Annotated in this window: 27 protein-coding genes; 8 read left to right on the top strand and 19 right to left on the bottom strand. The window is 71.2% G+C overall.

Annotated elements, in window-relative coordinates; genetic code table 11:
• Positions 1-27 precede the first annotated feature (27 nt).
• Positions 28-216 (bottom strand): hypothetical protein, encoded by a 189-nt coding sequence (locus HNR20_RS21665; protein ID WP_184182718.1) that lies wholly within the window; start codon positions 214-216, stop codon positions 28-30.
• 151 nt (positions 217-367) lie between these two features.
• On the opposite strand from HNR20_RS21665, the gene HNR20_RS21660 reads away from it, so the two are divergent.
• Positions 368-619, top strand: coding sequence for a DUF2277 family protein (locus tag HNR20_RS21660; RefSeq protein WP_184182715.1), 252 nt, complete (start codon positions 368-370; stop codon positions 617-619).
• Between the two features lie 57 nt (positions 620-676).
• Here the strand turns inward: HNR20_RS21660 and HNR20_RS21655 are convergent, their stop codons facing one another.
• Together HNR20_RS21655 and selD are read right to left on the bottom strand one after the other, a co-directional pair.
• Entirely contained in the window at positions 677-1,156 is a 480-nt protein-coding gene (locus HNR20_RS21655; RefSeq protein ID WP_184182713.1) for a hypothetical protein, read from the bottom strand.
• A 247-nt stretch (positions 1,157-1,403) separates the two neighbouring features.
• Complete coding sequence (gene selD, locus HNR20_RS21650; protein WP_184182710.1) at positions 1,404-2,393, bottom strand: selenide, water dikinase SelD; 990 nt, start codon at positions 2,391-2,393, stop codon at positions 1,404-1,406.
• 195 nt (positions 2,394-2,588) lie between these two features.
• On the opposite strand from selD, the gene HNR20_RS21645 reads away from it, so the two are divergent.
• From HNR20_RS21645 to HNR20_RS21630, 4 genes are read left to right on the top strand one after another with little or no spacing between them, the layout of a single operon-like run.
• Positions 2,589-3,344 carry an amino acid ABC transporter ATP-binding protein gene (locus HNR20_RS21645; protein WP_124778255.1) on the top strand — a complete coding sequence of 252 codons (756 nt, stop codon included), beginning with the start codon at positions 2,589-2,591 and terminating at the stop codon, positions 3,342-3,344.
• 56 nt (positions 3,345-3,400) lie between these two features.
• On the top strand, positions 3,401-4,279 hold the full coding sequence (locus HNR20_RS21640; RefSeq protein ID WP_184182707.1) for a glutamate ABC transporter substrate-binding protein: 879 nt from the start codon (positions 3,401-3,403) through the stop codon (positions 4,277-4,279).
• A gap of 41 nt (positions 4,280-4,320) precedes the next feature.
• Positions 4,321-5,028 (top strand): amino acid ABC transporter permease, encoded by a 708-nt coding sequence (locus HNR20_RS21635; RefSeq protein WP_184182704.1) that lies wholly within the window; start codon positions 4,321-4,323, stop codon positions 5,026-5,028.
• A complete protein-coding gene (locus HNR20_RS21630) occupies positions 5,025-5,993 on the top strand; it encodes an amino acid ABC transporter permease (protein WP_184182701.1) in 969 nt (322 codons plus the stop codon). The genes HNR20_RS21635 and HNR20_RS21630 overlap by 4 nt, the downstream gene beginning before the upstream one ends.
• 103 nt (positions 5,994-6,096) lie before the next feature.
• Here HNR20_RS21630 and rny read toward each other — a convergent pair whose 3' ends face one another.
• The gene (gene rny / locus HNR20_RS21625; protein ID WP_184182698.1) at positions 6,097-7,863 is read right to left on the bottom strand and encodes a ribonuclease Y; all 1,767 of its coding nucleotides are present in this window, start codon (positions 7,861-7,863) and stop codon (positions 6,097-6,099) included.
• A 732-nt stretch (positions 7,864-8,595) separates the two neighbouring features.
• On the opposite strand from rny, the gene HNR20_RS21620 reads away from it, so the two are divergent.
• A complete protein-coding gene (locus tag HNR20_RS21620) occupies positions 8,596-9,195 on the top strand; it encodes a hypothetical protein (protein WP_184182695.1) in 600 nt (199 codons plus the stop codon).
• A 77-nt stretch (positions 9,196-9,272) separates the two neighbouring features.
• Here HNR20_RS21620 and HNR20_RS21615 read toward each other — a convergent pair whose 3' ends face one another.
• From HNR20_RS21615 to HNR20_RS21585, 7 genes are all read right to left on the bottom strand, one after another.
• Positions 9,273-9,965, bottom strand: a complete 693-nt coding sequence (locus tag HNR20_RS21615) for a regulatory protein RecX (RefSeq protein ID WP_184182692.1) — start codon at positions 9,963-9,965, stop codon at positions 9,273-9,275.
• A 14-nt stretch (positions 9,966-9,979) separates the two neighbouring features.
• Complete coding sequence (gene recA, locus HNR20_RS21610; protein WP_110563317.1) at positions 9,980-11,026, bottom strand: recombinase RecA; 1,047 nt, start codon at positions 11,024-11,026, stop codon at positions 9,980-9,982.
• A 184-nt stretch (positions 11,027-11,210) separates the two neighbouring features.
• The gene (locus HNR20_RS21605) at positions 11,211-11,411 is read right to left on the bottom strand and encodes a DUF3046 domain-containing protein (RefSeq protein ID WP_030489422.1); all 201 of its coding nucleotides are present in this window, start codon (positions 11,409-11,411) and stop codon (positions 11,211-11,213) included.
• A gap of 5 nt (positions 11,412-11,416) precedes the next feature.
• Positions 11,417-12,787 carry an MFS transporter gene (locus HNR20_RS21600; RefSeq protein WP_184182690.1) on the bottom strand — a complete coding sequence of 457 codons (1,371 nt, stop codon included), beginning with the start codon at positions 12,785-12,787 and terminating at the stop codon, positions 11,417-11,419.
• Positions 12,788-12,887: 100 nt separating this feature from the next.
• Positions 12,888-13,457: a hypothetical protein gene (locus HNR20_RS21595; RefSeq protein WP_184182688.1), complete on the bottom strand. Its 570-nt coding sequence runs from the start codon at positions 13,455-13,457 to the stop codon at positions 12,888-12,890.
• 71 nt (positions 13,458-13,528) lie between these two features.
• Positions 13,529-14,233 (bottom strand): UdgX family uracil-DNA binding protein, encoded by a 705-nt coding sequence (locus tag HNR20_RS21590; RefSeq protein WP_184182685.1) that lies wholly within the window; start codon positions 14,231-14,233, stop codon positions 13,529-13,531.
• Between the two features lie 327 nt (positions 14,234-14,560).
• Entirely contained in the window at positions 14,561-15,901 is a 1,341-nt protein-coding gene (locus HNR20_RS21585) for an aminotransferase class I/II-fold pyridoxal phosphate-dependent enzyme (protein ID WP_184182682.1), read from the bottom strand.
• A gap of 34 nt (positions 15,902-15,935) precedes the next feature.
• On the opposite strand from HNR20_RS21585, the gene HNR20_RS21580 reads away from it, so the two are divergent.
• Complete coding sequence (locus tag HNR20_RS21580) at positions 15,936-17,177, top strand: bifunctional pyridoxamine 5'-phosphate oxidase family protein/GNAT family N-acetyltransferase (protein WP_184182679.1); 1,242 nt, start codon at positions 15,936-15,938, stop codon at positions 17,175-17,177.
• Positions 17,177-17,848, top strand: coding sequence for a leucine efflux protein LeuE (gene leuE / locus HNR20_RS21575; protein WP_184188773.1), 672 nt, complete (start codon positions 17,177-17,179; stop codon positions 17,846-17,848). The genes HNR20_RS21580 and leuE overlap by 1 nt, the downstream gene beginning before the upstream one ends.
• 159 nt (positions 17,849-18,007) lie before the next feature.
• Here the strand turns inward: leuE and HNR20_RS21570 are convergent, their stop codons facing one another.
• From HNR20_RS21570 to HNR20_RS21535, 8 genes are all read right to left on the bottom strand, one after another.
• Complete coding sequence (locus tag HNR20_RS21570) at positions 18,008-18,937, bottom strand: sporulation protein (RefSeq protein ID WP_184182676.1); 930 nt, start codon at positions 18,935-18,937, stop codon at positions 18,008-18,010.
• Between the two features lie 145 nt (positions 18,938-19,082).
• Positions 19,083-20,147 carry a hemolysin family protein gene (locus tag HNR20_RS21565; RefSeq protein ID WP_184182672.1) on the bottom strand — a complete coding sequence of 355 codons (1,065 nt, stop codon included), beginning with the start codon at positions 20,145-20,147 and terminating at the stop codon, positions 19,083-19,085.
• Positions 20,144-21,499 carry a hemolysin family protein gene (locus HNR20_RS21560; protein WP_184182669.1) on the bottom strand — a complete coding sequence of 452 codons (1,356 nt, stop codon included), beginning with the start codon at positions 21,497-21,499 and terminating at the stop codon, positions 20,144-20,146. The genes HNR20_RS21565 and HNR20_RS21560 overlap by 4 nt, the downstream gene beginning before the upstream one ends.
• A 183-nt stretch (positions 21,500-21,682) precedes the next feature.
• On the bottom strand, positions 21,683-22,042 hold the full coding sequence (gene mnhG / locus HNR20_RS21555; protein WP_184188770.1) for a monovalent cation/H(+) antiporter subunit G: 360 nt from the start codon (positions 22,040-22,042) through the stop codon (positions 21,683-21,685).
• The gene (locus tag HNR20_RS21550; RefSeq protein ID WP_184182666.1) at positions 22,042-22,305 is read right to left on the bottom strand and encodes an MrpF/PhaF family protein; all 264 of its coding nucleotides are present in this window, start codon (positions 22,303-22,305) and stop codon (positions 22,042-22,044) included. The genes mnhG and HNR20_RS21550 overlap by 1 nt, the downstream gene beginning before the upstream one ends.
• Positions 22,302-22,913 (bottom strand): Na+/H+ antiporter subunit E, encoded by a 612-nt coding sequence (locus HNR20_RS21545; RefSeq protein WP_184182663.1) that lies wholly within the window; start codon positions 22,911-22,913, stop codon positions 22,302-22,304. Before HNR20_RS21545 ends, HNR20_RS21550 begins: the two co-directional genes overlap by 4 nt.
• Entirely contained in the window at positions 22,910-24,415 is a 1,506-nt protein-coding gene (locus HNR20_RS21540) for a Na+/H+ antiporter subunit D (protein WP_184182660.1), read from the bottom strand. The genes HNR20_RS21545 and HNR20_RS21540 overlap by 4 nt, the downstream gene beginning before the upstream one ends.
• On the bottom strand, positions 24,415-24,894 hold the full coding sequence (locus tag HNR20_RS21535; protein WP_184182657.1) for a Na(+)/H(+) antiporter subunit C: 480 nt from the start codon (positions 24,892-24,894) through the stop codon (positions 24,415-24,417). Before HNR20_RS21535 ends, HNR20_RS21540 begins: the two co-directional genes overlap by 1 nt.
• Between the last annotated feature and the right edge of the window lie 25 nt (positions 24,895-24,919).

Raw genomic sequence — 24,919 nt, 5'->3', positions numbered from 1 at the left:
GGGTGGACCGCACCGGCAGGCCATCGCTCAGATGGACGAGTTGAAGGCGGCGACGGGCACGCTGCCGGACGGGGCGGAATCGTTCGCCACGACGCGCCTGCGAACCGCCTCGATCAGATCGGCGTGCTCGACGGCGATCCGCTGCAACGGGGTGTGCAGGCTGCGGGTGAGGTTGTCTGGGTCAGGACGGGGTGAGCGGGTGGGGGCATGGTCCACAATGAGTCTCCGGGGGCGCGGGCGCTGGGAGCGCGAGCGGCAGCAATTGCTCGAAAGGCTCTCGTCCGTGACCAGGATAGACAAATATCGACCCAGTGTCACCGTCGGTACAGTTGCCTGCACCCCGGGTGCCGACAGAGGAGGAGCGCACATGTGCCGGAGCATCAAGACGCTGCGTGAGCCGTTCACCCCGCAGGTAACCGACGCGGACGTCGAGGCGGCCGCGTTGCAGTACGTCCGGAAGATCTCTGGCTTCCGGGCGCCCGCCGCACACAACGCCGCCGCGTTCGACGCCGCGGTGGCCGCCGTGGCCGAAGCGACGCGCGACCTGCTCGATCAACTGGTGGTGCGGGGTGCCGGATCGGGCACCACGGACCGGCAGGCCGCCACCGCGTCCAGCTGATCGGCAGCAGCGCTCGACTCACCGGCGCGGGACCGGCCGGGCCTGACCCGTGCAGGGTCAGGCCGCGGCGAGCGCCGGGGCGATCGTGTCGGGCGCCCAACGCGAGCGGTGGCACTGCGACCAGCCCCGGCAACCCGGGTCGCCCAGGGTGCAGAGCCGTCGCCTGCTGAGTACCTCACCGTCGTCGGTGTCCCGCACGTCGAAGTGCACCGGACGGACCGTGCCGTCCGGGGCGACGAGCAGGTGCCGGCCCGCGTCGAGCGTGTCGTCGCGCAACAGGCAGTTGCGGCCCAGCAGTCGAGCGAGCGCGGCGATGCTCGCGTGCTCGGGAAGCCGCTCGGGAACCCCGTAGCAGTCCACGACCGTCGCGAACTCGCCCGGCGCCTGCCAGACGTCACACACCACCGCGTACGCCGGCAGCCGGGCCGGGTCGGCCACCGCCAGCGGCATCACCACCCGACCAAGCGCCTCGGCCAGCGCAGGGTAGACCTCCACGGGTCGTACCCCGTCGATTCTCCAGTTCCACAGCTCGGTCATTCCGCCTCCTCGCTGCGTTCGTCCCACCGGCCTCCGGATCGGGCCTTACACACGATGGTGGGGGGCATTTGACCCCAGCCGGGGGCAAGTTACCGGTCTGTGACCATTCCGGGCAAAATTTCCCTGAGCAACGTTGCTCGGAGTAGCGGGAAGGTGACAGTTTATCGGCTATGGTGCGCCGACCGCACCACCGCCGCCGCGTGTCCTCGCGTTCGCAACCGCCCTCCGACCGGTCGCCGGGCGGCGGTCAGCGCAACACGACCAGGTGCTCGCTGCGGGGCAGCAACTCACCCACCACGGGCGCGCCGGGCACCTCGCCGGCGACCAGCAGACCGCCGGAGGTCTGCGCGTCGGCCAGCAGCAACCGCTCGTCCTCGCCCGCGGCTCCGAAATCGGTCCACGGGGTGACCCACTGCAGGTTGCGCTGGCTGCCGCCGCTGACGTACCCGTCGCGCAGCGCCTCTCGCGCACCGGCCAGGTACGGCACCCGGGCGGTGTCGATGGCCACCGTGAGCTGGCTGGCCCGGGCCAACTTCGAGGCGTGCCCGAGCAACCCGAACCCGGTCACGTCGGTGCCACAGCGGATGCCGGCCGCGACCGCCGCGCGAGCGGCATCCCGGTTGAGGGCGCTCATCGTGGCCACCGCCTCCGGGAAGCTCTCACCGGTGGACTTGTGCCGGGTGTTCAGCACACCCACACCGAGCGGCTTCGTCAGCGACAACGGCACCCCGGCCCGCCCGGCGTCGAGAGTGATCAACTCTTCCGGTCGGACCGTGCCGGTGACCGCGAGGCCGTACTTCGGGCCGTCGTCGTCCACGCTGTGCCCGCCGGCCAGATGACAGCCGGCCTCCCGGGCCACGTCCTGGCCGCCGCGCAGGACCTCACCGGCCAACTCCATCGGCAGTACGTCGCGCGGCCAGCAGAGCAGGTTGAGGGCCACCAGCGGGGTGCCGCCCATCGCGTACACGTCGGACAGCGCGTTGGCCGCGGCGATCCGACCCCAGTCGTACGCGTCGTCGACCACCGGGGTGAAGAAGTCGGCGGTGCTGACCAGGCCGGTCCGCTCATCCAGGCGCACCACCGCCGCGTCATCGCCGTGGTCCAATCCGACCAGCAGCTCGGCGGTGCCGGTGGCCGGGCCGAGGCCCGACACCATGATCTCCAGCTCCCCCGGCGGGATCTTGCAGGCGCAGCCACCGCCGCGGGCGTAACGGGTCAGGCGTACGGGTTCGGTCATCCCTCCATGATCTCGACAACACACCACGATCGCCACCGTCCCGGCTCGCACAGTGACCGGAATCGGACGCGCGACGACGATCGTGACCGGTGTTACCGCTCCGTGACCCGCTGAGTTGCATTCCGCCACATCACGCCGCCTACAGTGGCCGCACCGGGGGTCAACCGACCCCGATCCGGGAGACGACAGGGGACGGTGGACGACGTGACGACGGGCGAACCGCTCATCGTGCTGGACGCGGTCAACAAGTGGTTCGGGCCGCTGCACGTGCTGGACGACGTCTCGCTGTCGGTCGGCCGGGGCGAGGTGGTCGTGGTGATCGGCCCGTCCGGCTCCGGCAAATCGACGCTGTGCCGCGCCATCAACCGACTGGAACCAATCAACTCGGGCACCATCACCTTCGACGGCCAGCCACTGCCGGCCGAGGGCAAGCCCCTCGCGAAGCTGCGCAGCGAGGTGGGCATGGTGTTCCAGTCCTTCAACCTCTTCGCCCACAAGACCATCCTGGAGAACGTCACCCTCGGCCCGATCAAGGTCCGCAAGGAGAAGCCGGCCGCCGCCCGCGAGCGCGGCCTGGCCCTGCTCGACCGGGTCGGCATCGCCAACCAGGCGGACAAGTTCCCGGCCCAGCTCTCCGGCGGCCAGCAGCAGCGGGTGGCCATCGCCCGGGCACTGGCCATGCAGCCCAAGGCGATGCTCTTCGACGAGCCCACCAGCGCACTGGACCCGGAGATGGTCGGCGAGGTGCTCGACGTGATGACCTCGCTGGCCAGCGACGGCATGACGATGGTCGTGGTCACCCACGAGATGGGCTTCGCCCGGCACGCCGCGAACCGGGTCATCTTCATGGCCGACGGGCAGTTGGTCGAGGATGCCCCGCCTGCGGAGTTCTTCGCCAACCCGCGCAGCGAGCGAGCCCGGGACTTCCTCTCCAAGATCCTCACGCACTAGGCGTCCGTAGTGGAGCGCGCCGTACTCGGTGGGCTCCGTTGAAGAAGGAGAAGAGTATGCGTATCAAGCGCGTTGCGGCAGTCGCCGCGGTCGCCGCTCTGGCGCTCGGCCTCACCGCCTGTGGTGGCGACGACGGCGGGGAGGGCACCGGCGCTGGCAGCAAGTCCTTCACCGCCGGCAGCACCATGGAGAAGCTGAACAAGGCCCAGAAGATCAAGGTCGGCACCAAGTTCGACCAGCCCGGCTTCGGCCTGAAGGGTCTGTCCGGCAAGCCGGAGGGCTTCGACGTCGAGATCGCCAAGATCATCGTCAAGGAGCTCGGCATCCCCGAGGACAAGATCGAGTGGGTGGAAGCCCCCTCGAAGGTCCGCGAGGACGTGATCGTCAACGGCACGGTCGACCTGGTCGCCGCGACCTACACGATCAACGACAAGCGCAAGGAGCGGATCGCCTTCGCGGGCCCGTACTACGAGGCCGGCCAGAACATCCTGGTCAAGAAGGACGACACCACCATCACCGGCCCGGACTCGTTCAAGGACGGCACCAAGAAGGTCTGCTCGGTCACCGGCTCCACCCCGGCCGAGACGATCAAGCAGTACGTCAAGGACGTCGGCTCCCAGCTGGTGCTCTTCGACACCTACGACAAGTGCCGGGACGCCCTCAAGGGTGGCCAGGTCAACGCCGTGACCACGGACAACGTGATCCTGCTCGGCTACATCGCCAAGGACGAGGCCTCCTTCAAGCTGGCTGGCACCAACTTCACCAAGGAGCCGTACGGCATCGGGGTGAAGAAGGAGGACGCCGACTTCCGCAGCTTCGTCAACGACACGCTGGACAAGGCGGTCGCCGACGGCAGCTGGAAGAAGGCCTGGGACGACACCGCCGGCAAGTTCGGCGCGGAACTGGGCTCGGCGCCCACCATCAACCGCTACTGATCTGATCCTTCGATCTGGAGGGTGGGGAGGAACACCGACCCGTGAACGTGCTCATCGACAAGTTCGACGTCTTTGCGGGTGGTTTCTGGCTCACCCTCCAGCTCTGCCTACTCGCCGCGATCGGCGCCCTCATCCTGGGCGCCATCGTGGCGGTACTCCGCATCTCCCCGGTGCCGCCGCTGCGCGCTCTCGGCACCAGTTACGTGAACGTCTTCCGCAACATGCCGCTGACGGTGGTCATGTTCTTCGCCGCGTTCGGTCTGCCGGCGCTCGGCTCCAACGCGGACTTCCTCCGCATCCCGGTGGTCGACTCGCTGTTCAAACGACTCGGCACCGACCTACCGTATTTCCGGTTCGCGTTGATCGCCCTGGTGCTCTACACCGCCGCGTTCGTCTGCGAGGCGCTGCGGTCCGGGGTGAACGCGGTGCCCGCCGGTCAGGCGGAAGCCGCGCGGTCGCTGGGGCTGACCTTCGGGCAGAACCTGCGCTACGTGGTGCTGCCGCAGTCCTGGAAGGCCTCGATCGTGCCGCTCGGCTCGGTGATCATCGCAATGATCAAGAACTCGGCGCTGGCCGGCTTCTTCGGGGTGGTCGGCGACCTGTCGGCCAGTGCTGATCAGCTCACCGGGGCCGAGGGCTACGCCTTCGTCCCGGTCGCCATCGGCATCTCGATCGGCTACCTGATCATGACGGTGCCGCTCGGCGCCCTGCTGGACCGGATCGAGAAGCGACAGGCGGTGGCCCGATGAGTCAGCAGACCAGCGTCCTCTACGACGTCCCCGGGCCTCGGCAGCGGCGGATCACGCTGATCAGCAGCATCGTCGCCGGGCTGGTCCTGCTCGTCGGGGCGTACTTCCTGATCTACCGGCCGTTGGACGACAAGGGCCAGCTCTCCATGGAGCTGTGGGGCCCGTTGATCGACCCCTCCAACGAGAACTTCTCCCAGGTGTGGGACCGGATCGGCCTCGGTTTCAAGAACACCCTGATCGCGGCGGCGCTGGCCATCGTGGCGTCGCTGATCCTGGGCACACTGCTCGCCGTGCTGCGGATCCAGCTCAAGAGCCTGACCCGGCTCCGGTTCACCGGTATGGCGACGCCGCTGGCGTACCTGCTGCGCGGGCTGAGCACCCTGCTCTCGGCGCTCACCCGCGTCTGCGTCGAGGTGTTCCGCGGCCTGCCCGTCGTGCTCACCATCTTCTTCGTGGCCCGAGGCTTCCCCGAGTTCGGCCTCTACCTCGACAACCTCTGGTATCTGATCATCGGCCTCACCATCTACAACTCGGTGGTGATCGGCGAGATCCTCCGCTCCGGTATGGAGGGACTGCCGGGCGGCCAGGCCGAGGCCGCCGCCGCCATCGGGCTGTCCCCGGCACAGAGCACCCGGATGATCCTGCTGCCGCAGGCCTTCCGGATCATGCTGCCGGCACTGATCAGTCAGCTGGTCGTGGTGCTCAAGGACACCTCGCTGGGGTTCATCATCAGCTACGAGGAGACCCTGAACATCGGCAAGCAGATCATCGGCGTGCTGGGCAACCCGATCCAGGTCTACGTCGTGATCGCCGTGCTCTTCATCGTGGTGAACTACTCGCTGTCGAAGCTCGCCCAGTACGTGCAGCGGCGGCTCGCCAAGGGCCGCAAGACCGCCGGCACCCCGGCACAGAACCCGCCGCCCGCGGCACTGATGTCCCAGGCCGAGGGCACCGGGGGCATCTGACCCTCAGCTCGCAGCAGAAGGGCCAGCCCGGTGTCCGGGCTGGCCCTTCTCGCTTCGGTCACAGACTGGCTGGCCCAAACGTCGGTCGGGCGGGTGCGAAGGTCTAGCGGGCGATCTCGGTGACCCGGGACTCGCGGACCACGGTGACCCGGATCTGACCCGGGTAGGTCAGCTCCTCCTCGATCTGCTTGGCCACGTCCCGGGCCAGCACGGCCGCCCCGATGTCGTCCACGTCGTCCGGCTTGACCATCACCCGGATCTCCCGACCGGCCTGCATGGCGAAGACCTTGTCCACGCCGAGCTTGCTGGCCGCGATCTCCTCGATCCGCTCCAGGCGCTTGACGTACGCCTCCAGGCTTTCCCGACGCGCGCCCGGCCGACCGCCGGAGCAGGCGTCCGAGGCCTGGGTGAGCACGGCTTCGATGGTCTGCGGCGGCACCTCGTTGTGGTGCGCCTCGATGGCGTGCACCACGTCCTCGTGCTCGCCGTACTTACGGGCCAGGTCCGCGCCGATGATGGCGTGGCTGCCCTCCACCTCGTGGGTGAGCGCCTTGCCGATGTCGTGCAGGAACGCCGACCGCTTGATGATGGGCACATCCAGCCGCAGCTCGGCGGCCATGATGCCGGCGATGTGCGCGGTCTCGACCAGGTGCTTGAGCACGTTCTGCCCGTACGAGGTGCGGTAGCGCAGGCGGCCGAGCAGGGTCACCAACTCCGGGTGGATCTCGGTGATGCCGACCTCGACCAGGGCATCCTCGGCGGCGCGGAGGCAGAGCTCCTCCACCTCCTGCCGGGCCAGGTCGTAGACCTCCTCGATCCGGTGCGGGTGGATCCGCCCGTCCAGGACCAGCTTCTCCAGGGTCAGCCGCCCCACCTCGCGGCGGACCGGGTCGAAGCAGGAGAGCAGCACCGCCTCGGGGGTGTCGTCGATGATCAGGTTGACGCCGGTCACCGACTCGAAGGCGCGGATGTTGCGCCCCTCCCGGCCGATGATCCGCCCCTTCATCTCGTCACCGGGGAGGTGCAGGACGCTGACCACGCTCTCCGCGGTCTGCTCGCTGGCGACCCGCTGGATCGCGTCCACCACGATGTGTCGGGCCCGCTGCTCGGCGGTGCTGCGCGCGTCGGACTCGATGTCGCGCACCAACAGCGCCGCCTCCCGCTTGGCGGACGTCTCGATCGCCTCGACCAACTCCAGCCTGGCCGCGTCGGCGGTGAGCCCGGCGACCCGCTCCAACTCCCGACGGCGCAACTCCTCCGACTCGGTGAGCTCGGCCTCCCGCTGGGCGAGCGTGGACTCCCGGGCCGCGAGAGCCGCACGCGCCTCGGTGAGCTGCCGCTCCCGCTCGGCGAACCGCTCCACCTCCTCGGTGTGCATCCGCTCCCGCTCGTCCATCCGGGCCGCCCGACGCTCCACCTCCGCAGCCTGCTCCCGGGTGGTGGCGGCGAGCACCGCGACCTCCCGCTCGCCGCTGCGCCGGGCCGTCGTCCGCAACTGCTCGGCGTCCGCCTCGGCCTGGTTGTGGGCACGCTCCAGGACGGTGTCCGCCTCGGCGCGGGCGTCGTCGAGCACCCGGCGCGCCTCGGCGCGGGCGGCCTTCGCCTCGGCCTTCGCCGCCGCCGCCTCGGTACGCGCTGCCGCCGCCGCGGACTTCGCCACGTCGATCGTGCTGTTCGCCTCGTCGGCCGCGTTGCGAAGGGCGGCCAGCGACTGCTCCTGGCGATCCTTCTCGGCGATGAAGGCGGGATCCTCCGGGGCCGGCGCAGCGCCCATGCGGCGCAGCGTCCGAATGCCAACCAGCACGGCCCCGATCACCACCACGGCGAGGACGAGGACGGCCGCGAGGAGCACGACGTCGAAGGCGTTCATGCCGGGACCGAGTCGGGTCTACCGGTGAACCTGTGCCGCCGCCCCGCCATGGCCGCCTCCCCTAACGTCGAGACCGCAGCGACCGTGCCGAGGGCACACTCCTGCGGCTGTGGACGCCCGACCGGAGCGGCTGGCCATGGGTAGCTCTCTCCGCCGGCGGTGCCCGCGGGCAACGTCGGCGACCGGGTGCAGTTGTCGCGGCGTTCCGGACCGGCCTGTCCGGATCTGCCGCCAAAGGCCGGGAGTCGGCCAAAGTGATGCTGTTCTGTTACGCGATCTATGTTGTGCGCTTAGCCTGCGCTGGTCGGGCAATGTGAGCCTGTATGGCGAGGCTAGGTCGCCGGGGGTGCTCTGGTCAAGGACTCATGATCAAACCCCCCGAACGGAGCGAAGTTGCACGGTCACTGAAAGCTGATGTCGTGCCGGACACCGGCGGACAAACACGGCGAGCCGACGGCTCGGATACGGATGTCGTACCTGTTCAGCGACGGCGACACCATGCCCAAAGGCGACTTTGTGACAACCACGACCCCAGCACCCGCGAACGTGCCGCACCCCACCCCGGCAAGATCGCGCTAGATCCTGGAAGTCGTGGCTTCAGCGCCGCGACGTTGCCCCTGGATCCTGGATCGAGCGTGATCATCCGTCCGGTGTCCACGCCGATGCGCGTGTGGACAGACTCCACGCCGCCGGGGGATTGTCGACCTTCTGCTCCGCCCGTACGTTCCGCGCATGATGCGGAAGGTGCTCCTCTTCGGGGTCGTGCTGGTGCTCTCGTTCGGCGTCGTGGTGGCCCTCGGCAACCAGCGGTCGAGCACCGGCGCGGGCGACACCACCCGGGCGGGCGACACGACCCGGCTCGACCCGGGTGAGCGGACCACCACCGAGGATGGCCGGGTGAGCTTCACCGCGCCGAAGGGTTGGACGGCACGCCCGTGCCTCCCCCTCGCCAGAGCGGGCTGTGTCCAGCTCTCGCCCAGGGGCGCGGCCGAGGGCGACACCGTCTCGGTGATGGTGACTCCGGCCAACCCGGTCGAGGGCACACCGATGGACCTGCTGCTGGTCGACGACCCGGCGCTGATGGTGCAGGACCCGTCGATCGAACGGCTCACGCTGGACGGCGCGAAGGTCGTCCGGATGGACATGTCCAACGTCCCCACCGGTCCCTGGTCGGACGGTGCGGCGCTGCCGGGTGTCGCGGACGTGATGGTCTTCGGCATCATGCCGGGCAGCACCGACCAGCTCTTGATCGACTGCCGGCACGACCGGCTGGCGGTGGAGATGCGGGCGGGCTGCGACCTGCTCGTGGAGAGCCTGCGCTTTCCCCGCTGAGCCGACGTCAGCCGCTGCGCCCGCCGCTCAGAAACGCCTTCACCATCGGGCCCACGCCTCCACCGGGCCGCTCAACCCTACGAGCGGTTGTCGCGGTCCAGCTCGCCCTCGGCGTCGGCGAGCGCGTCGGCGTCTATCTGCTCCGCGAACTCGGCGGCCTCGGCGCTCTGCGCGGCCAGCGCGTCCTTCACGGCCCGGATCGCCACGCCGGGCGGGTAACCCTTGCGGGCCAGCATGCCCACCAGCCGCCGGAAGATCGCGTCAGGCTCACCTCGGGCGGTGCGGAGCTTGCGCTCCACGAGGCCACGGGCGGTGTCCGCCTCGGTCTCCTCGTCCAGCTCGCCCAGCGCCTCGGTGGCCACCTCGCCGTCCACGCCCTTTCGGCGCAGCTCGTTGGCGAGCGCCCGGCGAGCCAGGCCACGCCCGGCGTGCCGGCTGGACACCCAGGCCCGGGCGAACGCCGCGTCGTCGATGATGCCGACCTCGTCATACCGGTCGAGCACCTCGGCCGAGATCTCCTCGGAGATGCCCCGCTTGGCCAACGCCCCGGCCAGCTCGGCCCGAGTGCGTGGCCGGACGGCGAGCTGGCGCAGGCAGATCTCGCGGGCGACCTCCGACTCGTCACGAGGCGGTGCCGGGGACTCGACGGCGTCGGCCTCCGCGGACCGGCCCCGGCCGCCCCGCCGAGGGCGAGGCGGCTCGCTGGCGTCGCCCGTACGGGGCGGACTGGCATCCCAGCCCCGCCCCGTACGGGCGCGTCGTCCTGCCATGGGTCAGCGACCGGTCAGAAGTCGACCGGCGGCAACTCCGGGCCACCGGCGGCGTCACTCGCGCCGACCCCGACGCCGAGCTTCTCCAGGATCTTCTTCTCGATCTCGGCGGCCACGTCCGGGTTTTCCTTCAGGAACTCCCGGGCCTTCTCCTTGCCCTGGCCGAGCTGGTCACCGTCGTACGTGTACCAGGCGCCGGACTTGCGGATGATCGCCTGCTCCACGCCGACGTCGATCAGCGAGCCCTCACGCGAGATGCCCTTGCCGTACATGATGTCGAACTCGGCCTGCTTGAACGGCGCGGCGACCTTGTTCTTCACGACCTTGACCCGGGTGCGGTTACCGACCACGTCGGTGCCGTCCTTGAGGCTCTCGATGCGTCGCACGTCGAGCCGGACCGAGGCGTAGAACTTCAGCGCCCGACCACCGGTCGTGGTCTCCGGGCTGCCGAACATGACACCGATCTTTTCCCGCAGCTGGTTGATGAAGATCGCCGTGGTGCCGGTGTTGCTGAGCACACCGGTGATCTTCCGCAGGGCCTGGCTCATCAGCCGGGCCTGGAGGCCCACGTGGCTGTCGCCCATCTCGCCCTCGATCTCGGCGCGCGGCACCAGGGCCGCCACCGAGTCGATCACGATGATGTCCAGAGCGCCGGAGCGGATCAGCATGTCCGCGATCTCCAGCGCCTGCTCGCCGGTGTCGGGCTGCGAGACCAGCATCGCGTCGGTGTCGACGCCGAGGGCCTTCGCGTACTCCGGGTCGAGCGCGTGCTCGGCGTCGATGAAGGCGGCGATGCCGCCGTTGCGCTGGGCGTTGGCCACCGCGTGCAGTGCCACCGTGGTCTTACCGCTGGACTCGGGACCGTAGATCTCGACCACCCGGCCGCGCGGCAGGCCGCCAATGCCCAGCGCCACGTCAAGGGCGATGGAGCCGGTCGGAATGATGGCGGTCTGGATGACCGGCCGGTCACCCAGTCGCATCACCGAGCCCTTGCCGAATTGCTTGTCAATCTGAGCGAGAGCAAGGTCGAGTGCCTTCTCCCGGTCAGGCCCTGCTGCCATGGTTGCCACCCCTGCCTTCGCCGGCGTCTTTGCTGAGCTTCGCGTCACGCGGACACGCTAGGCGCTGGGTCCGACAGAAAACCAGCCGACGGGCCGCGAGCTGTGGACGAGCACCCCGCTGTGGACAATAGCCGAACAGGTGTACGACTCGACAAGCGACACGCGGAAGCGGCGAAAAGGCTGCTCAGCGTAGTCGAGCGGGCACTCGATCGGGGTACGCGGCACAGACCGCCCTCCACACGACATGCGTCTGCTCCCCCGACGCCAGTGCCTGCTCGATGGTCCGTCCGCCGAGCTGCGACAGCACCTGGTCGCGGGCGATGCTGGCCGCGTAGCCGGGCCCGAACGCCTCGTCCAGGCGCGTCCAGAAGTCGGTCAGCCGCACGGTGATCAGCCCTCCTCGTCCGGTGCCCCGGTCGGCACCGGGCGCAACGCTAGCGCCACCAGGGGCACCACCGCGACCGCCGCGAGCAGGGTGAGCACGGGATAACCGGCGAACTGCATGACAAACCCGCTGACCACGGCGGCACCGGCCCCGGCCAGGCCCATGATCAGATCGGACAACCCCTGGACGCTCGGCCGCACACCCGCCGGCACCGACTCGGACAGCAGCGTCGAGCCGGCCACCATCGTCCCCGACCAGCCCAGCCCGAGCAGGACCAGACCCACCGAGAGCCGGGGTGTGTGGTGCCCGGCGGTGCCGGCCACCGCGCAGGCGGCCAGCAGCAGCCCGACCCCACCGAGGATCACCGCCCGCCGGCCGAGCCGGTCGGTGAGCCAGCCGACCACCGGGGAGAACGCGTACATGCCGGCGATGTGCAGACTCAGCACGATGCCGACCAGCCGCAACACGTCGGCGTCGGCGTGCGACTCACCGAGCCGGACCGGGGTCATCGCCATCACCGCCACCATCACCAGGTGGCCCACCGCCACGGCGGCGATGCCGAGCCGGGCAGCGGGCAGCCCGCGTACCACCGACCAGGCCGCACGCATCCCGGCGCCGCGCGGCGCGCCCACCCCGACCGGCGCGGCGGCGGGCGCACCGCCGGCCGGGCCGCCGTCCGCCGGCGCGTCGGCGGCAAGCGGCCGGTCGACAGCCGGCGCGTTGGCCGCCGCGAGCCGCCGCGCGGTGAGCAGCGGGTCGGGCCGGAGCAACCCGAGGAGTACGACGGCAGCCAGCGCGAACGCGACCGAGCTGAACGCGAACGGGCCGGCCAGCGCGGGCAGCCCCCAGCCGGTGGTGACCCGGTCCGCCAGCGCGGCGAAGTTCGGGGCGGCCACCGCACCGATGGTGGTGGCCCAGACGATCAGGGAGAGCTGCCGCCCCCGGCGGGCCGGCTCGGCGAGATCCACAGCCGTGTAGCGGGCCTGCAGGTTCGCGGCGGTGCCCCCGCCGAAGAGGAGCATGCCGAGGAAGAGCAGTGGCACCCAGCGGGTGGCCGCGGCCAGCACCACGAGCACGCCGCCGACGGCACCGACCGCGTACGCCACCACCAGGCCCGGTCGCCGGCCGTTCCGCGCCATGATCCGGGTGACCGGGACGGCGAGCAGCGCCGCGCCGACCACCCCGGCGCTCTGTGCCACGCCGGCCATCGCGGTGCCGGCGACCCGTGCGGCGAGCAGCGCTCCGACGGAGAGGCCGATGGTCACGCCGATGCCGCCGATGATCTGGGTGGTGAAGAGCAGCCGCAGGGTGCGGCGCTGGATCGACGCGACGTCGGGTCGGGCGGTGGTGCGCGGCGCGGTCAGGTCGGTGGCCATCGGCGCTCCTCACGACGGGGGGGTGACCCATCCTCGCGCACTCACGCCGACCAGCGGCAGTGGGTTTCACCCCGGTAGGGCAGGCACCTCCGGACGTCGTTCACTCACGCGGTCCCGGTGGGTTGGGCGCGGCGAGCAGGTGCGTCAACCGGCGGATCCGGGTCAGGGTGAACGCGGCGACGGCCACGCTGACCACGGCGACGGCACTGAAGATCACCGCGAAGCCCTCGTTGTCGGCGCCGAGCAGAGCGAGCAGGACCAGACCGAGGGACACGCCCATGATGAACAGCAGTGCCGCCCAGGTGGCCCGCCGCTGTCCTGCCAGGTACGCGGGCAGGTCGGCCCGTGCCGCGTCGTCCTCGGGCACGGTGCCGGTGCGTAGTGCATACCCGTCGGGATCCCGCCGCACGTCACCCACGACCCGCTGGCCCAGGTAGACCGAGGGGCCGATCCAGACGACGCTCAGGGCGGCGTTCAGCACGGCCTCGACAAGGGACTCCTGCCGGTCGAAGAGCCAGCGCACCGGCAGCCCGATCAGCAGCGTCATCGGCACCCAGTAGACGGCCATTATCTGCAGCCCGGTCGCCCGCTCGACGAATCGCTTCCATCCCCGACGCCCGGTGGCCTCGGCGGACTCCCCGGCCCGCCGCGCTTCGCTGTTCACGTCCATCGATCCTCGTTACCCAGCGGCGACCACTGCGAAATCCCCGGCGGACCGTCGATCCTGGACAGATCCTGACGTCAGTCGCGTAGGGCGCGGGTGACGACGGCGAGGTCGGTGACCAGCCCCTCGTACGCCTTGTCCTGGTCGTCGGCGCGCAGCACCGCGGACGGATGGATGGTGGCCAGCAGCCGAGCCGTCGGCGCATCGGCCCGCTGCCCGGAGTCGTCCACCGGCACCCGCCGGAAGTCCTCCGGGTGCTGGGCCGCCTCCGGCCAGAGCAGCAGTTCGCCGCGTTGCCGGGTGACCCGGAAGGACGGGCCGAGCAGCGCCTTGGCGGCAGTCGCGCCGAGCACCACCACGATCTCCGGACGCAGCCGGGCGAACTCGGCGACCAACCAGGGTCGGCAGGCGGTGATGTGCACCTGGTCCGGGGTCTGGTGGATGCGTCGCCTGCCGCGCAGCTCGAAGCGGAAGTGCTTGACGGCGTTCGTGAGGTAGAGCTCGGCCGGGTCCAGCCCCGCGTCATCGACCGCGCGGCGCAGCAGCCTTCCGGCGGGGCCGACGAAGGGCAGCCCTTTTTGATCTTCCATGTCGCCGGGCTGCTCGCCGACCAGCACCACCCGGGCACTCTCGTCGCCCCTGCCGAAGACCGTCTGCGAGGCGTCCCGGTACAGCTCACAGCCCCGACAGCCGCCGGCCGCGGTGCGCAGGTCGTCGATGGTGTCGGCGTCGGACGGGATGAACCGCTGGGCGCCTACGGCGCTCCCGGTCTGCTCGGCCATACCGACTGTTATATACCTGTTCGATGCTCAGTGCCGGGTACGCCCCGGCGCGGTGCCGAACGCTGCCCCGCGTCAGTACCCGTTACCGCCGCCGTCCCCACCGGACGCGATCGCGATCAGCACGATGATGATGATGATCACCGCCACCGCCACCGCGATCCAGACACCCTTGCGCGAACCACCTGAAGCCATGACCCCACCTCCGGCGCCCGCATACCCATCGCGTCCGCCCCGAATCCTCGCGATCTTGCACTTTCTGCCCCGACTTATCGGCCATAGCGGGCATATCAACGACACAAAGTGCAAGATCGCGGGTGGGGTTGGGGGTTAGGTGGGGAAGCCTCGGGGTGGGGTGGGGTTTTCGGCCTGGGCCAGCGCTGCCGCGAGGGGGGCTAGATCCTCTGCGCCCAGGGGGCTGACGGTGATGCGGAGGGCTGGTGGCGCGGCGATCCGGTAGAGGGCGCCGGGGGCCACCGCCCAGCCGGCATCGCGCAGCGCGGTGACCGTGCTGGTCTCGTCCGCGACCGGCAGCCAGATGTTGATGCCGCTGCGGCCGTGAGCGGTCAGGCCGTGCTCGGCCAGCGCGGTCAGCAGCCCGTTGCGCCGCTGCTCGTAGCTCTGCGCCGCCCGCTGCACCAACTCGGTGACCGTCGGGTCCTGCCAGAGGGCGAGGACCAGCCGCTGCAGCACGGTGGAGACCCAACCGGCGCCGACCCGCGTACGGCCGGTCACCCGGGCCACCGTGGTCTCGTCGCCGACCAGCACCGCCATCCGCAGGTCCGGGCCGAAGGGCTTGCTCACCGAGCGGACGAAGGCCCAGCTCCCGGTCGCCCCAGCCAGCGGGTGCAGGGGTACGCGGGCCAGCTCCGCGGCGTGGTCGTCCTCGATCAACAGCAGGTCCCGCCGGCCGGCGAGCAGCGCCCGCAGCGCCTCGGCGCGGGCGGCCGAGACGGCGGCGCCGGTCGGGTTCTGCGCCCGGCTGGTGACCACCAGCGCCCGTGCTCCGGCGTCGAGCGCGGCGGCCACCCCGGCGACCAGCGGCCCCTCGTCGTCGAGCGGTACGCCGATCGGGCGCAGCCCCAGCGCGGCGACCAGGTCGAGCAGGTTGGCCCAGCCCGGGTCCTCCACCGCCACCGCGTCTCCGGGGCGCAGGTGTGCGCCGAGCAGCCGCTCGATGCCGTCCAGCGCGCCGCCGGTGAGGGTGAGCTCCCCCGCCGGTACGCCGTCAGCGCTCAGCCGGGCGCGGGCCACCTCGGCCAACTCGGGCAGCACCCCGGCGTCGGAGTAGCCGATCGACGGGCCGGTCTCGGCGGCGAGCGCCGCCAGGTGCGGGCCGAGCGGGGGGAGCAGTCGACGATCGGGCTCACCCCGGGACAGGTCTCGGGCACCGGGCAACGGTGGGGGACGCAGCGCGGAGCGGCGAGCGGCGACCGGAGGGCGGGGGCGTACCCGGGTGCCGTGCCGGCCGGCCGTGGCGAGCAGGCCGCGCTGACGCAGCTCCTGATAGGCGCGGGCCACGGTGGCGGGGCTGACGCCCAGCTCGGCGGCGAGTGCCCGCACGGGCGGCAGGGCGGCCCCTGGCGACAGTGCGCCCGTACGGATGCCCGACTCGATGCTGGCCGAAATCTCGACGGCCGTCGTACCGGTGAACTGATAGCGTGCTGACACAAACAAGAGATTGTACTAGAACAAAGGGGCGAGCATGTACCCACCCACCGCCCGGACCACACCGAACCGGTCGCGCGACAAGATGAGCTACGACCGGGCCGCCGCCCACGCGGTGCTCGACGAGGCGTACGACTGTGCGCTCAGCTTCACCGTCGACGGCCAGCCACGGGTGCTGCCCACCCTGCACGTCCGCATCGGCGACACGCTCTACCTGCACGGCTCCACCGGCAGCCGTCCGCTGCTCGCGGCCCGGGGCGACGGGCTGCCGGTCTGCGTCGCGGTGACCCTGCTCGACGGGCTGGTCTACGCCCGCTCCCAGTTCCACCACAGCGCCAACTACCGCTCCGTCGTCGCGCTCGGCACCGCCCGACTGGTCACCGACGAGCAGGAGAAGATCGCCATGCTCACCGCGCTGGTCGAGAAGGTCGGCGCGGGACGCAGCACGGACACCCGCCCACCCAGCCGACGCGAGCTGGCCGAGACCGCCGTGCTGGCGCTGCCACTGCACGAGGTGTCGGTCCGTGCCCGCACCGGCGGGGTCCGCGAGGACGAGGCCGACCTGCACCTGCCGCACTGGGCCGGCGTGCTGCCGCTGCGGCTGACCGCCGGGGCACCCGAGCCGGACGCCGGGGTCACCGCACCGCTGCCCGCGTTCCTGCGAACGGCCCGCACTCCCTGGCACGAACCGGTGTCGCTGCACGGCGCGCAGGTCCGGCTGGAACCGTTGGAGTTGGCGCACGCCGACGAGCTGCACGCCGCCACGGCGGACGCGGAGGTGTGGCGGCACCTCAGCGACGCGCTGCCCACCGCCCCCGCCGGGACCGCCGAGGTCATCGGCACCGCCCTGGCCGCCCAGCACCGTGGCGAACGGGTGGCCTGGGTGCAGCGGTGCGCCGCGACCGGGGCGGTGGTCGGCAGCACGTCCTACTACGACATCGACCCGCAGCGACGGTCGGTGGCGATCGGGCACACCTTCCTCGGCCGACCCTGGTGGCGCACCGGGATCAACACCGAGGCGAAGCTGCTGCTGCTCAGCAGGGCCTTCGACGACCTGGGCGCGGTCCGGGTGGTGTGGCACACCGACATCCGCAACGTTCGCTCCCAGGCCGCCATCGAACGCCTCGGCGCGACCCGGGAAGGGGTGCTCCGGATGCACCGGCAGCGCCCGGACGGCTCCTGGCGCGACACCGTGCAGTACGCGATGACCGTCGATGAGTGGCCGAACGCACAGGTCAGGCTGCGAGAAATGCTTCGTCGGACCGCATCGGTGGCGTGATGATGGCGGGCGTGCTGGGAATCACCGACATCTGGACGTACGTGCTGGGCACCGTGGCCATCATCCTGCTGCCCGGGCCGAACTCACTCTTCGTGCTCTCCACCGCGGCCAAACGGGGCGTCAGGGTCGGCTATCGGGCCGCCGGTGGCGTGTTCGTCGGCGACGGGGTGCTGATGTTCCTCTCCGCCGCCGGAGTGGCGTCGCTGCTCAAGGCGTACCCGCCGTTGTTCCTGGTGATCAAGTACGCCGGTGCCGCGTACCTCGGTTATGTCGGGGTGACCATGCTGCTCGGCGCCGCGCGGCGCTGGCGCGACCGCAACGACCCGTCTACGCCGCGGCTCATCGACGCCGCGGAGCCGGCGGCGATGCGCAGCCCGTTCCGCAAGGCGCTGGTGATCAGCCTGCTGAATCCGAAGGCGATCCTCTTCTTCATCTCGTTCTTCATCCAGTTCGTCGACCCCGGCTACGCCTGGCCGGCGTTGTCGTTCCTGCTGCTCGGACTGATCGCCCAGCTGACCAGCGCGCTCTACCTGACCGCGTTGATCTTCGCGGGCACCTTCCTGGCCACGCAGTTCCGCCGACGCCGCCGACTGGCCGCAGGTGCCACCACGGCGGTAGCCGCCCTCTTCCTGGCCTTCAGCCTCAAGCTGGCCACAGCCAGCGCCGGCTAACCCCCGGCCGCGCCGCACCGCCCCGCGCTGGCCCGCCCCGCCCGCCCCCATGCTGCGCGCGATCTTGCACTTACTGTCGCCAAAATGCCCAGCTTGGGCGAATTGCCGGGGCAGAAAGTGCAAGATCGCGCGCGGGGCGCGGGGCGCGGGGCGGGTCGGTCAGGTGCCGTCGCCGCCGGAGCCGCCGCCACCTACGCCGGCGCTGCCGGCGGTGCCGCCGAGGCCGTAGCCGGGCTGGACCGGCTCGTCGGGGTGGCGACTGACATGGGCGGACCCCGCGATCTGCGCGGACCAGTCGGCGTGCGCGGCAGCGGCCGCGTGCCGGTTGATCGCCTGGCGTATCCAGCCGTCCACGGTGGCGACCCAGTCCCGCCGATCCGTGTCCGCATGCCAGATCCGGAACCGGCTGATGCTCTGGTGGGTGATCCCGGCGAGCGCCAGCCGACGATCCATCCAGAGGATCGCCTCCATGCCAACCGAGTTGGTCACGAAGATCACCTCCAGCTCGGTGATCGGGCCGGCGTAGAGCGGCCCCACCCAGTACCCCCAGCGCTGGTGCAGTGGCAGGGTGTGCTCCACCCCGGGCAACCCGCCCTCCTGCAACCCGGCCTGACGAATCATGAAACCCAGCGTGCCCAGCGCCGCCAGCACGTGCTGCTGGGTGGGGATCGGGTGCACGAAGACCGGCACCATGGCGCCCTGGTCGAGATCGGGGTCGACGGACACCTCGGTACGCAGACCCATCCGCAGGCTCAGCAGCGGCACCCCGCCGAAAATGGTCAGCGGGGTCTCCCACGGCAGTGGCAACGCGAAGTCGACCGCCCGACGCCGACCGGCCGGTACGACGAACCGGCCGGCGATCGGCAGTTGGTGGAACTGCACGAGTCGCCGGGCGGCGGCCGGGTCATCCGGCTCGACCGTGGTGACGAGGCCGAGCCGGATGTGTCGAACCAGCACATCCTCCGGCCCGGCGGCGAGGGTGACCCGCCCCGGCAGGCGCAGGCCCGGCCGGGTGCTCGGGTTGGGCAGCGTGGTCTGCACGGAAAGTCCCGTCGAGCCGGACTCCCGGGACACCCCCGTCAGCCGCACCGCGCGCCCCTTCCCGGGACAGGGCCCCGGCGGCCCCGCACCAGCCGCGCCTACCCCGTCGAGCCGACCTCAAGCCCGCAGCGCCGACCCGGCCGCACCGCGCGCTGACCCGGCCGCACCTCGTCGGCGCGGCCGGGTCGGCAGCTCAGCGCAACCGCCGCCCGCGCGGCACCGTGTCGGTCTCGTCGTCGAACTCGCCGATGACCTCCTCCAGGAGGTCCTCCAGGGCCACGAAGCCGATCGGCCGAGCCGGGCCACCGCCGTTGCGCACCAGCGCGAGCTGCGACTGCCGGGCCCGCATCGCTGCCACCGCCTCGGTGACCGAGGACGTCGCGGGCAGGGTGAACGCGGGCGTCATCAGTGCCCCGGCGGTGGCGACACGGCCGGTGGTGACCACCCGCACCGCCTCCCGGACGTGCACGAGGCCGCAGACGTCGCCCGCCTCGTCCAGCACCGCCAACCGGGACCGACCGCTGTCCCGGCTGATCTCTTCGATCCGCTCGGCCGGGTCGTCCCGCTGGACGGTGACCATGGTGGCGAACGGCTCCATCACCTGCGCCACGGACGTGCCCTGCAACTCCAGCATGCTGGTCAGCAACTGGTGCTGCTCGGCGCCGAGCAGCCCGTGCTCACGGGACTGCTCCAGCAGGATCCGCAGCTCGTCCGGGCCGTGCACCTGGGCGAGCTGATCCTGCTGGTTCACCCCGACCAGCCGCAGGATCGCGTTGGCCAGGGCGTTGAGCGCGGAGAGCACCGGTCGGGACACCCGGGCGAACCCGCGGAACGGCAGCGCGAGCAACGTCGCCGAGCGCTCCGCGTCGGTGATCGCCCACGACTTCGGCGCCATCTCCCCCACCACCAGGTGCAGGAAGGTGACCACCCCGAGGGCGAAGACCAGGGCGATCAGGTGACTGGCCGCGTCCGGCAGGCCCACCGCGTGCAGCAGCGGGCTGAGCAGGTGCTCGATCGCCGGCTCGGCCAACGCGCCGAGACCCAGGGTGCACAGCGTGATGCCGAGCTGTGCGCCGGCCAACATCAGCGACAGCTCGCGGACGCCGTCCAGCGCGGCGCGTGCCGCCCGACCACCTGCAGCCGCCGCCTGCTCGAGGCGGTACCGCTTGCTGGCCACCAGAGCGAACTCGGCGGCCACGAAGAACCCGTTCAGCGCCAGCAGGATCACCGAGCTGAACAGCGCGATCCCGGGGCTCACGCGCTCACCCCCGGTTTGGTCAGCTGCAGCCGTACCGAGTCGGCCACGTGCCGATCCACGGCCAGCACCTCGACCAACGCCCGAGGTTCCGCCTCGTTGTCCTCGCCGTCCGCCCCCTCGGGCAGCAGGCTGATCTCCAGCCGGTCACCGACCTCCGGCACCCGGCCCAGCTCCCGCATCACCAACCCGGACAGGGTGTCGTACTCCGGCGCCTCGGGCAGCGCGATCCCGGTGCTGTCGGCGACCTCGTCGATCCGCCAGCGGGCCGGCACCACCCAGGACCCGTCGTCCTGCCGGGCCGGCGCCCGATCGGGCGGGTCGTCCTCGTCCCGGATCGGGCCCACCAGCTCCTCGGCGATGTCCTCCAGCGTGATCACGCCGGCGAAGCCGCCGTACTCGTCGACCACGCAGGCCATCTGCCGGTGCCCGGACCGCAGGCGGTCGAGCACCGTGGGCAGGGGCAACGTCTCCGGTACGAGCAGCGGCGGCACGGCCACCTCACTCACCGGCGTGGTTGCCCGCTTCCCCGGGGGTACGCCGAGCACGTCGGCGATGCCGACGACGCCGAGCAGGTCGTCGACGCCCTCCGCCCCGCGCACCGGGAAGCGGGAGTGGCCGGTGTCGAGCAGCTCGACCACCCGGCTGACCGGCTCGTGCGCCCGTACGGTGTGCACGTCGACCCGGGGCACCATGGCCTCGCCGGCGGTCAGCTCGCGGAAGTCCAGACCTCGGTCGAGCAGCGTGGACATCTCGGCGTCGAGGCTGCCCTCCTCGCGGGACTCGGCGATGATCTGTTCCAGGTCCGCCGGGGTGGCGCCGCTGGGCAGCTCCTCGATCGGCTCGATGCCGATGCGGCGCAGCAGACGCACCGAGGCCCGGTCGAAGAGCCGGATCAGTGGCCCGGCGACGGCCAGGTAGATCAGGGTGGATCGGCTCAGCGCCCGGGCCAGTTGCTCGGCTCGCGCGATGGCCAGGTTCTTCGGAGCGAGCTCACCGAGGACCATCTGCACGACGGTGGCGATGACCAGGGCCAACGCCACCGACAGCGGCAGGCTGACGGCCTCGCTGACGCCGGCCACGCCGAACAGGTCGGCGATGCCACCGCCGAGGTACGGCTCGGCGACGTAACCGACGAGCAGGGCGGTGACGGTGATGCCGAGTTGAGCGCCGGAGAGCATGAAGGAGAGCCGGCTGGTGACGGTCAGGGCCCGGGCGGCGGCCTGATCGCCGTCATCGGCGAGCTGGCGCAGCTTGCCCCGGTCCACGGCGACATAGCCGAACTCCTGCGCCACGAAGTAACCGGTGGCGGCAGTGAGAACGATGATCAGAAGAAGACCAACGACGATCAACACGGGTCGCTCAGGGCTCCCGGGGTCGTCGGTACGGGGATATGCCGGGCACGACCCGGCTGGCTACTGCTGCCCTCCTGGGCAGAAGAGTCGATCATGCCGCTATTTTATCGGCGCTGGCTGGGACTCCGCTGGGGGTGGGCCGAAGGAGCGGAACGTCCGGTTCACCCGCCGCCGACCAGGTCGTCACGCCGGCCCGGCCGACCCACCACCCGGCCCACGTTCGGCCAGCTCATCGGCGTCGAGCAGGCCCCGATCGAGCCGCCCCGAGCGGTACGCGGCCCGCCCGATCATCTGGGCCGCGACCGGCGCGGTCGCCAACTGGAAGACCGCCACCAGCAGGATCATGCCCAGATCCGCCGGGGACCGCAGCCGCAACGCGATGCCCAGCAGCAGCAGGAGCACCCCGAGCACCTGCGGCTTGGTGGCCGCGTGCATCCGGGACAGCGCGTCCGGGAACCGCAGTACGCCGACCCCGGCGGCCAGGCCGAGCAGCGCGCCGGCTATCAGACAAGCGGCGCCCAGCCAGTCCGCGATCGTCGCGATCACTGCTGCTCCCGGACCGCGAAACGGACCAGCGACACCGAGCCCACGAAGCCGAGCAGGGAGAGCACCACCAGCACGGGCAGTGTGGTGGCATGGCGGTTGACCGCCGCCTCGGCGCCCACCGCGCCGATCATGGTGGCGAGCAGCATGTCCGCGGCGATCACCCGGTCCACCAGCGACGGGCCGCGGTAGAGGCGGGCCAGCGCGAGGAGCGCGGTCACCGACAGCAGGACGGTGAGGACGACGGCCAGGAACGTGTTCACGGGCGGTTTCCCCTCTCGGATCGGTCGGTCTCGACGCGGCGCAGTTCAGCGGTGGAGCCCACCGCTCGGACGAGTCGCCGCTCGACGGTGAGGGTGCGTTCCCGGGCCAGGTCCAGGTCCGCCGGCCCGTGGGTGTCCAGCACGTGCAGGTAGAGCGTTCCGGAGTCCCGGTCCACCTCGAGGATCAGCGTGCCCGGCACCAGCGAGACCGCCTCGGCGGTGAGCGCCAGGTTCAGGTCGGTGGGCACCCGCAACTGGACCGCGATGATCGCCCCACGCGGCCGGTAGCCGGGCTGCACGGCGATCCGGGCGACGTGCAGGCTCGCGCTGACCAACTCCACACCGAACCGCGCCGCGAACACCAGCACCCCCCGGGCCCGCAGCCGCCCACCGAAGCTGACCGCCGGCAGCGGGAAGAAGACCAGCACCGCGCCGCCCACCAGCAGACCACCGGCCACGTTCGCCCAGTTGATGTCGCCCCAGAGCAGGTTCCAGACCACCACCAGCCACCCGAGCGCCACCGTCTGGTCCCGCCGGCGCCCGAACCGGCCGCGACCCGACGGGGCGGGCCCAGGAGCATCCCGGGCAGTCTCGGGAGGGCCGGTCACGGCACGCCGCCCGGCAGCACGGCACGGACGTACGGGGTGCGCAGTCGCAGGTCGGCGGCTGCGTCGGCGGTGACGTCGAAGAGCGGACCGGCCAGCACGGTCAGCGCCAGCCCGAAGGCGACCAGTGCCACCGTGGCCCCGACCATCAGCTTCGGCAGCCGGACGGCCGGCTCAATGGTGGCCAGCCGGGGTGCGCGCCAGAAGGCGAGGTTCCACACCCGCGACGCCACGTAGAGGGTGAGCAGGCTGGTCAACGTGCCAGCCGCGACCAGCACCCAGGGCAGCGGCCCGCCGGCCGCCACCCCGGCCTGGAGCAGGCCGAGCTTGCCGAGGAAACCGGAGAACGGCGGCACCCCGGCGAGGTTCATGGCCGGGACGAAGAACAGGACACCGAGCAGCGGCGCCACCCGGGCCAGCCCGCCGACGCGGCGCAGGTCGGTGCTGCCGGCGCGCTCCTCGACCAGCCCGGCCACGAGGAACAGCGTGGTCTGGATGGTGATGTGGTGCACCACGTAGAAGATCGCGCCGGAGAGCCCGGCGGCGGTGCTCAACGCCACACCGAAGATCATGTAGCCGATGTGACTCACCAGCGTGAACGAGAAGAGCCGCTTCAGATCGGACTGCGCCACCGCGCCGAGGATGCCGATCACCATGGTCAGCCCGGCGACGACCATGAGCAGCACGTCGGCCTGTCCACCGGGGAACAGCAACGTCTCGGTGCGGATGATCGCGTAGACGCCGACCTTGGTGAGCAGGCCCGCGAAGACCGCGGTGACCGGGGCCGGCGCGGTGGGATAGCTGTCCGGTAGCCACGCCGACAGCGGGAAGACCGCCGCCTTGATCGCGAAGGCCAGGAGCAACATCAGCTCCAGGGCCAGTCGGACGCCGTCGGGCAGGTCGTCGAGGCGGTGGGCGAGCTGGGCCAGGTTGAGCGTGCCGGTGGCCGCGTACACCAGGCCCACCGCCGTCAGGAAGACCATCGAGGAGAGGATGCTGACCACCACGTACGTCGACCCGGTCCGGATCCGGGTCTCCGTGCCGCCCAGGGTGATCAGCACGAAGCTGGCGGCCAACAGGATCTCGAAGCCGACGAAGAGGTTGAACAGGTCACCGGCGAGGAACGCGTTGGTGACGCCCGCGGTGAGCACCAGGTACGTCGGGTGGAAGATGACCACCGGCGTGGTCTCGCTCGTCTCACTGCGACCCTGCCCGATCGAGTAGAGCAGCACGCAGAGAGTGACCGCCGACGAGACCACCACCATCAGCGCGGCGAGTTGATCGGCGACAAGCACGATGCCGACCGGTGCCGGCCACGCCCCGACCGCCACGACCACCGGCCCGTACCGGTACGCCTGCACCAGCAGCAGCACCGCCACAATGAGGGTTCCGCTCAGGCAGAGCACACTGATGGCCCGCTGCAGCCGAGGCTGCCCCGCCAGCAGCAGCGTCAGCGCCGCACCGAGCAGCGGCACCACCACCGGCAGCGGCACCAGCGCGCTCATCACGCCTCGTCCCCGCGTCGCAGCCGGCGGCGGGCGGGCTCCGGATCGACCTGCTCCGGATCGCCGTTCGGGCCCTCCCCGCCGAGGTCGACGGTGCCCACCTCGTTACGCACGGCCCGGCGGATGATCTGCCGGTCCTCCAGGTCGTCGGGCACCTCGTCGTCGCCGGTCAGATACCAACTCCGGTACGCCACCGCGAGCAGGAACGCGGCCAACCCGAAGGTGATCACGATGGCGGTCAACACCATCGCCTGCGGCAGCGGATCACTCATCCGCTCGACCGGGCCGGTGTCAACGATCGGCGCCCCACCGGGCCGCCCGCCCAGCAGGATCAACAGATTGACCCCGTTACCGAGCAGGATCACCCCGAGCAGGATCCGGGTCAGGCTGCGCTCCAACAGCAGGATCACCCCGCAACCGACCAGCACCGCGACGGCCAGCACCAGCACCAGCGTCGGTCCAGCGCCGCTCGCCGTCATGGTGCCGCCTCCATTCGCGACTGCG

Source organism: Micromonospora parathelypteridis (assembly GCF_014201145.1).
GTDB classification, from domain to species: Bacteria; Actinomycetota; Actinomycetes; order Mycobacteriales; family Micromonosporaceae; genus Micromonospora; species Micromonospora parathelypteridis.
This window is presented reverse-complemented; position numbering and strand designations above follow the sequence as displayed.

Coding starts and splice junctions, on each gene's coding strand:
- HNR20_RS21580 (WP_184182679.1), top strand. CDS start 15,936: ATGTACCCACCCACCGCCCGGACCACACCGAACCGGTCGCGCGACAAG.
- rny (WP_184182698.1), bottom strand. CDS start 7,863: ATGAACGCCTTCGACGTCGTGCTCCTCGCGGCCGTCCTCGTCCTCGCC.
- selD (WP_184182710.1), bottom strand. CDS start 2,393: ATGACCGAACCCGTACGCCTGACCCGTTACGCCCGCGGCGGTGGCTGC.
- HNR20_RS21540 (WP_184182660.1), bottom strand. CDS start 24,415: ATGAGCGCGCTGGTGCCGCTGCCGGTGGTGGTGCCGCTGCTCGGTGCG.
- HNR20_RS21640 (WP_184182707.1), top strand. CDS start 3,401: ATGCGTATCAAGCGCGTTGCGGCAGTCGCCGCGGTCGCCGCTCTGGCG.
- HNR20_RS21655 (WP_184182713.1), bottom strand. CDS start 1,156: ATGACCGAGCTGTGGAACTGGAGAATCGACGGGGTACGACCCGTGGAG.
- HNR20_RS21535 (WP_184182657.1), bottom strand. CDS start 24,894: ATGACGGCGAGCGGCGCTGGACCGACGCTGGTGCTGGTGCTGGCCGTC.
- HNR20_RS21590 (WP_184182685.1), bottom strand. CDS start 14,233: ATGGCCGAGCAGACCGGGAGCGCCGTAGGCGCCCAGCGGTTCATCCCG.
- HNR20_RS21600 (WP_184182690.1), bottom strand. CDS start 12,787: ATGGCCACCGACCTGACCGCGCCGCGCACCACCGCCCGACCCGACGTC.
- HNR20_RS21630 (WP_184182701.1), top strand. CDS start 5,025: ATGAGTCAGCAGACCAGCGTCCTCTACGACGTCCCCGGGCCTCGGCAG.
- HNR20_RS21660 (WP_184182715.1), top strand. CDS start 368: ATGTGCCGGAGCATCAAGACGCTGCGTGAGCCGTTCACCCCGCAGGTA.
- HNR20_RS21615 (WP_184182692.1), bottom strand. CDS start 9,965: ATGGCAGGACGACGCGCCCGTACGGGGCGGGGCTGGGATGCCAGTCCG.
- HNR20_RS21595 (WP_184182688.1), bottom strand. CDS start 13,457: ATGGACGTGAACAGCGAAGCGCGGCGGGCCGGGGAGTCCGCCGAGGCC.
- HNR20_RS21620 (WP_184182695.1), top strand. CDS start 8,596: ATGATGCGGAAGGTGCTCCTCTTCGGGGTCGTGCTGGTGCTCTCGTTC.
- leuE (WP_184188773.1), top strand. CDS start 17,177: ATGATGGCGGGCGTGCTGGGAATCACCGACATCTGGACGTACGTGCTG.
- recA (WP_110563317.1), bottom strand. CDS start 11,026: ATGGCAGCAGGGCCTGACCGGGAGAAGGCACTCGACCTTGCTCTCGCT.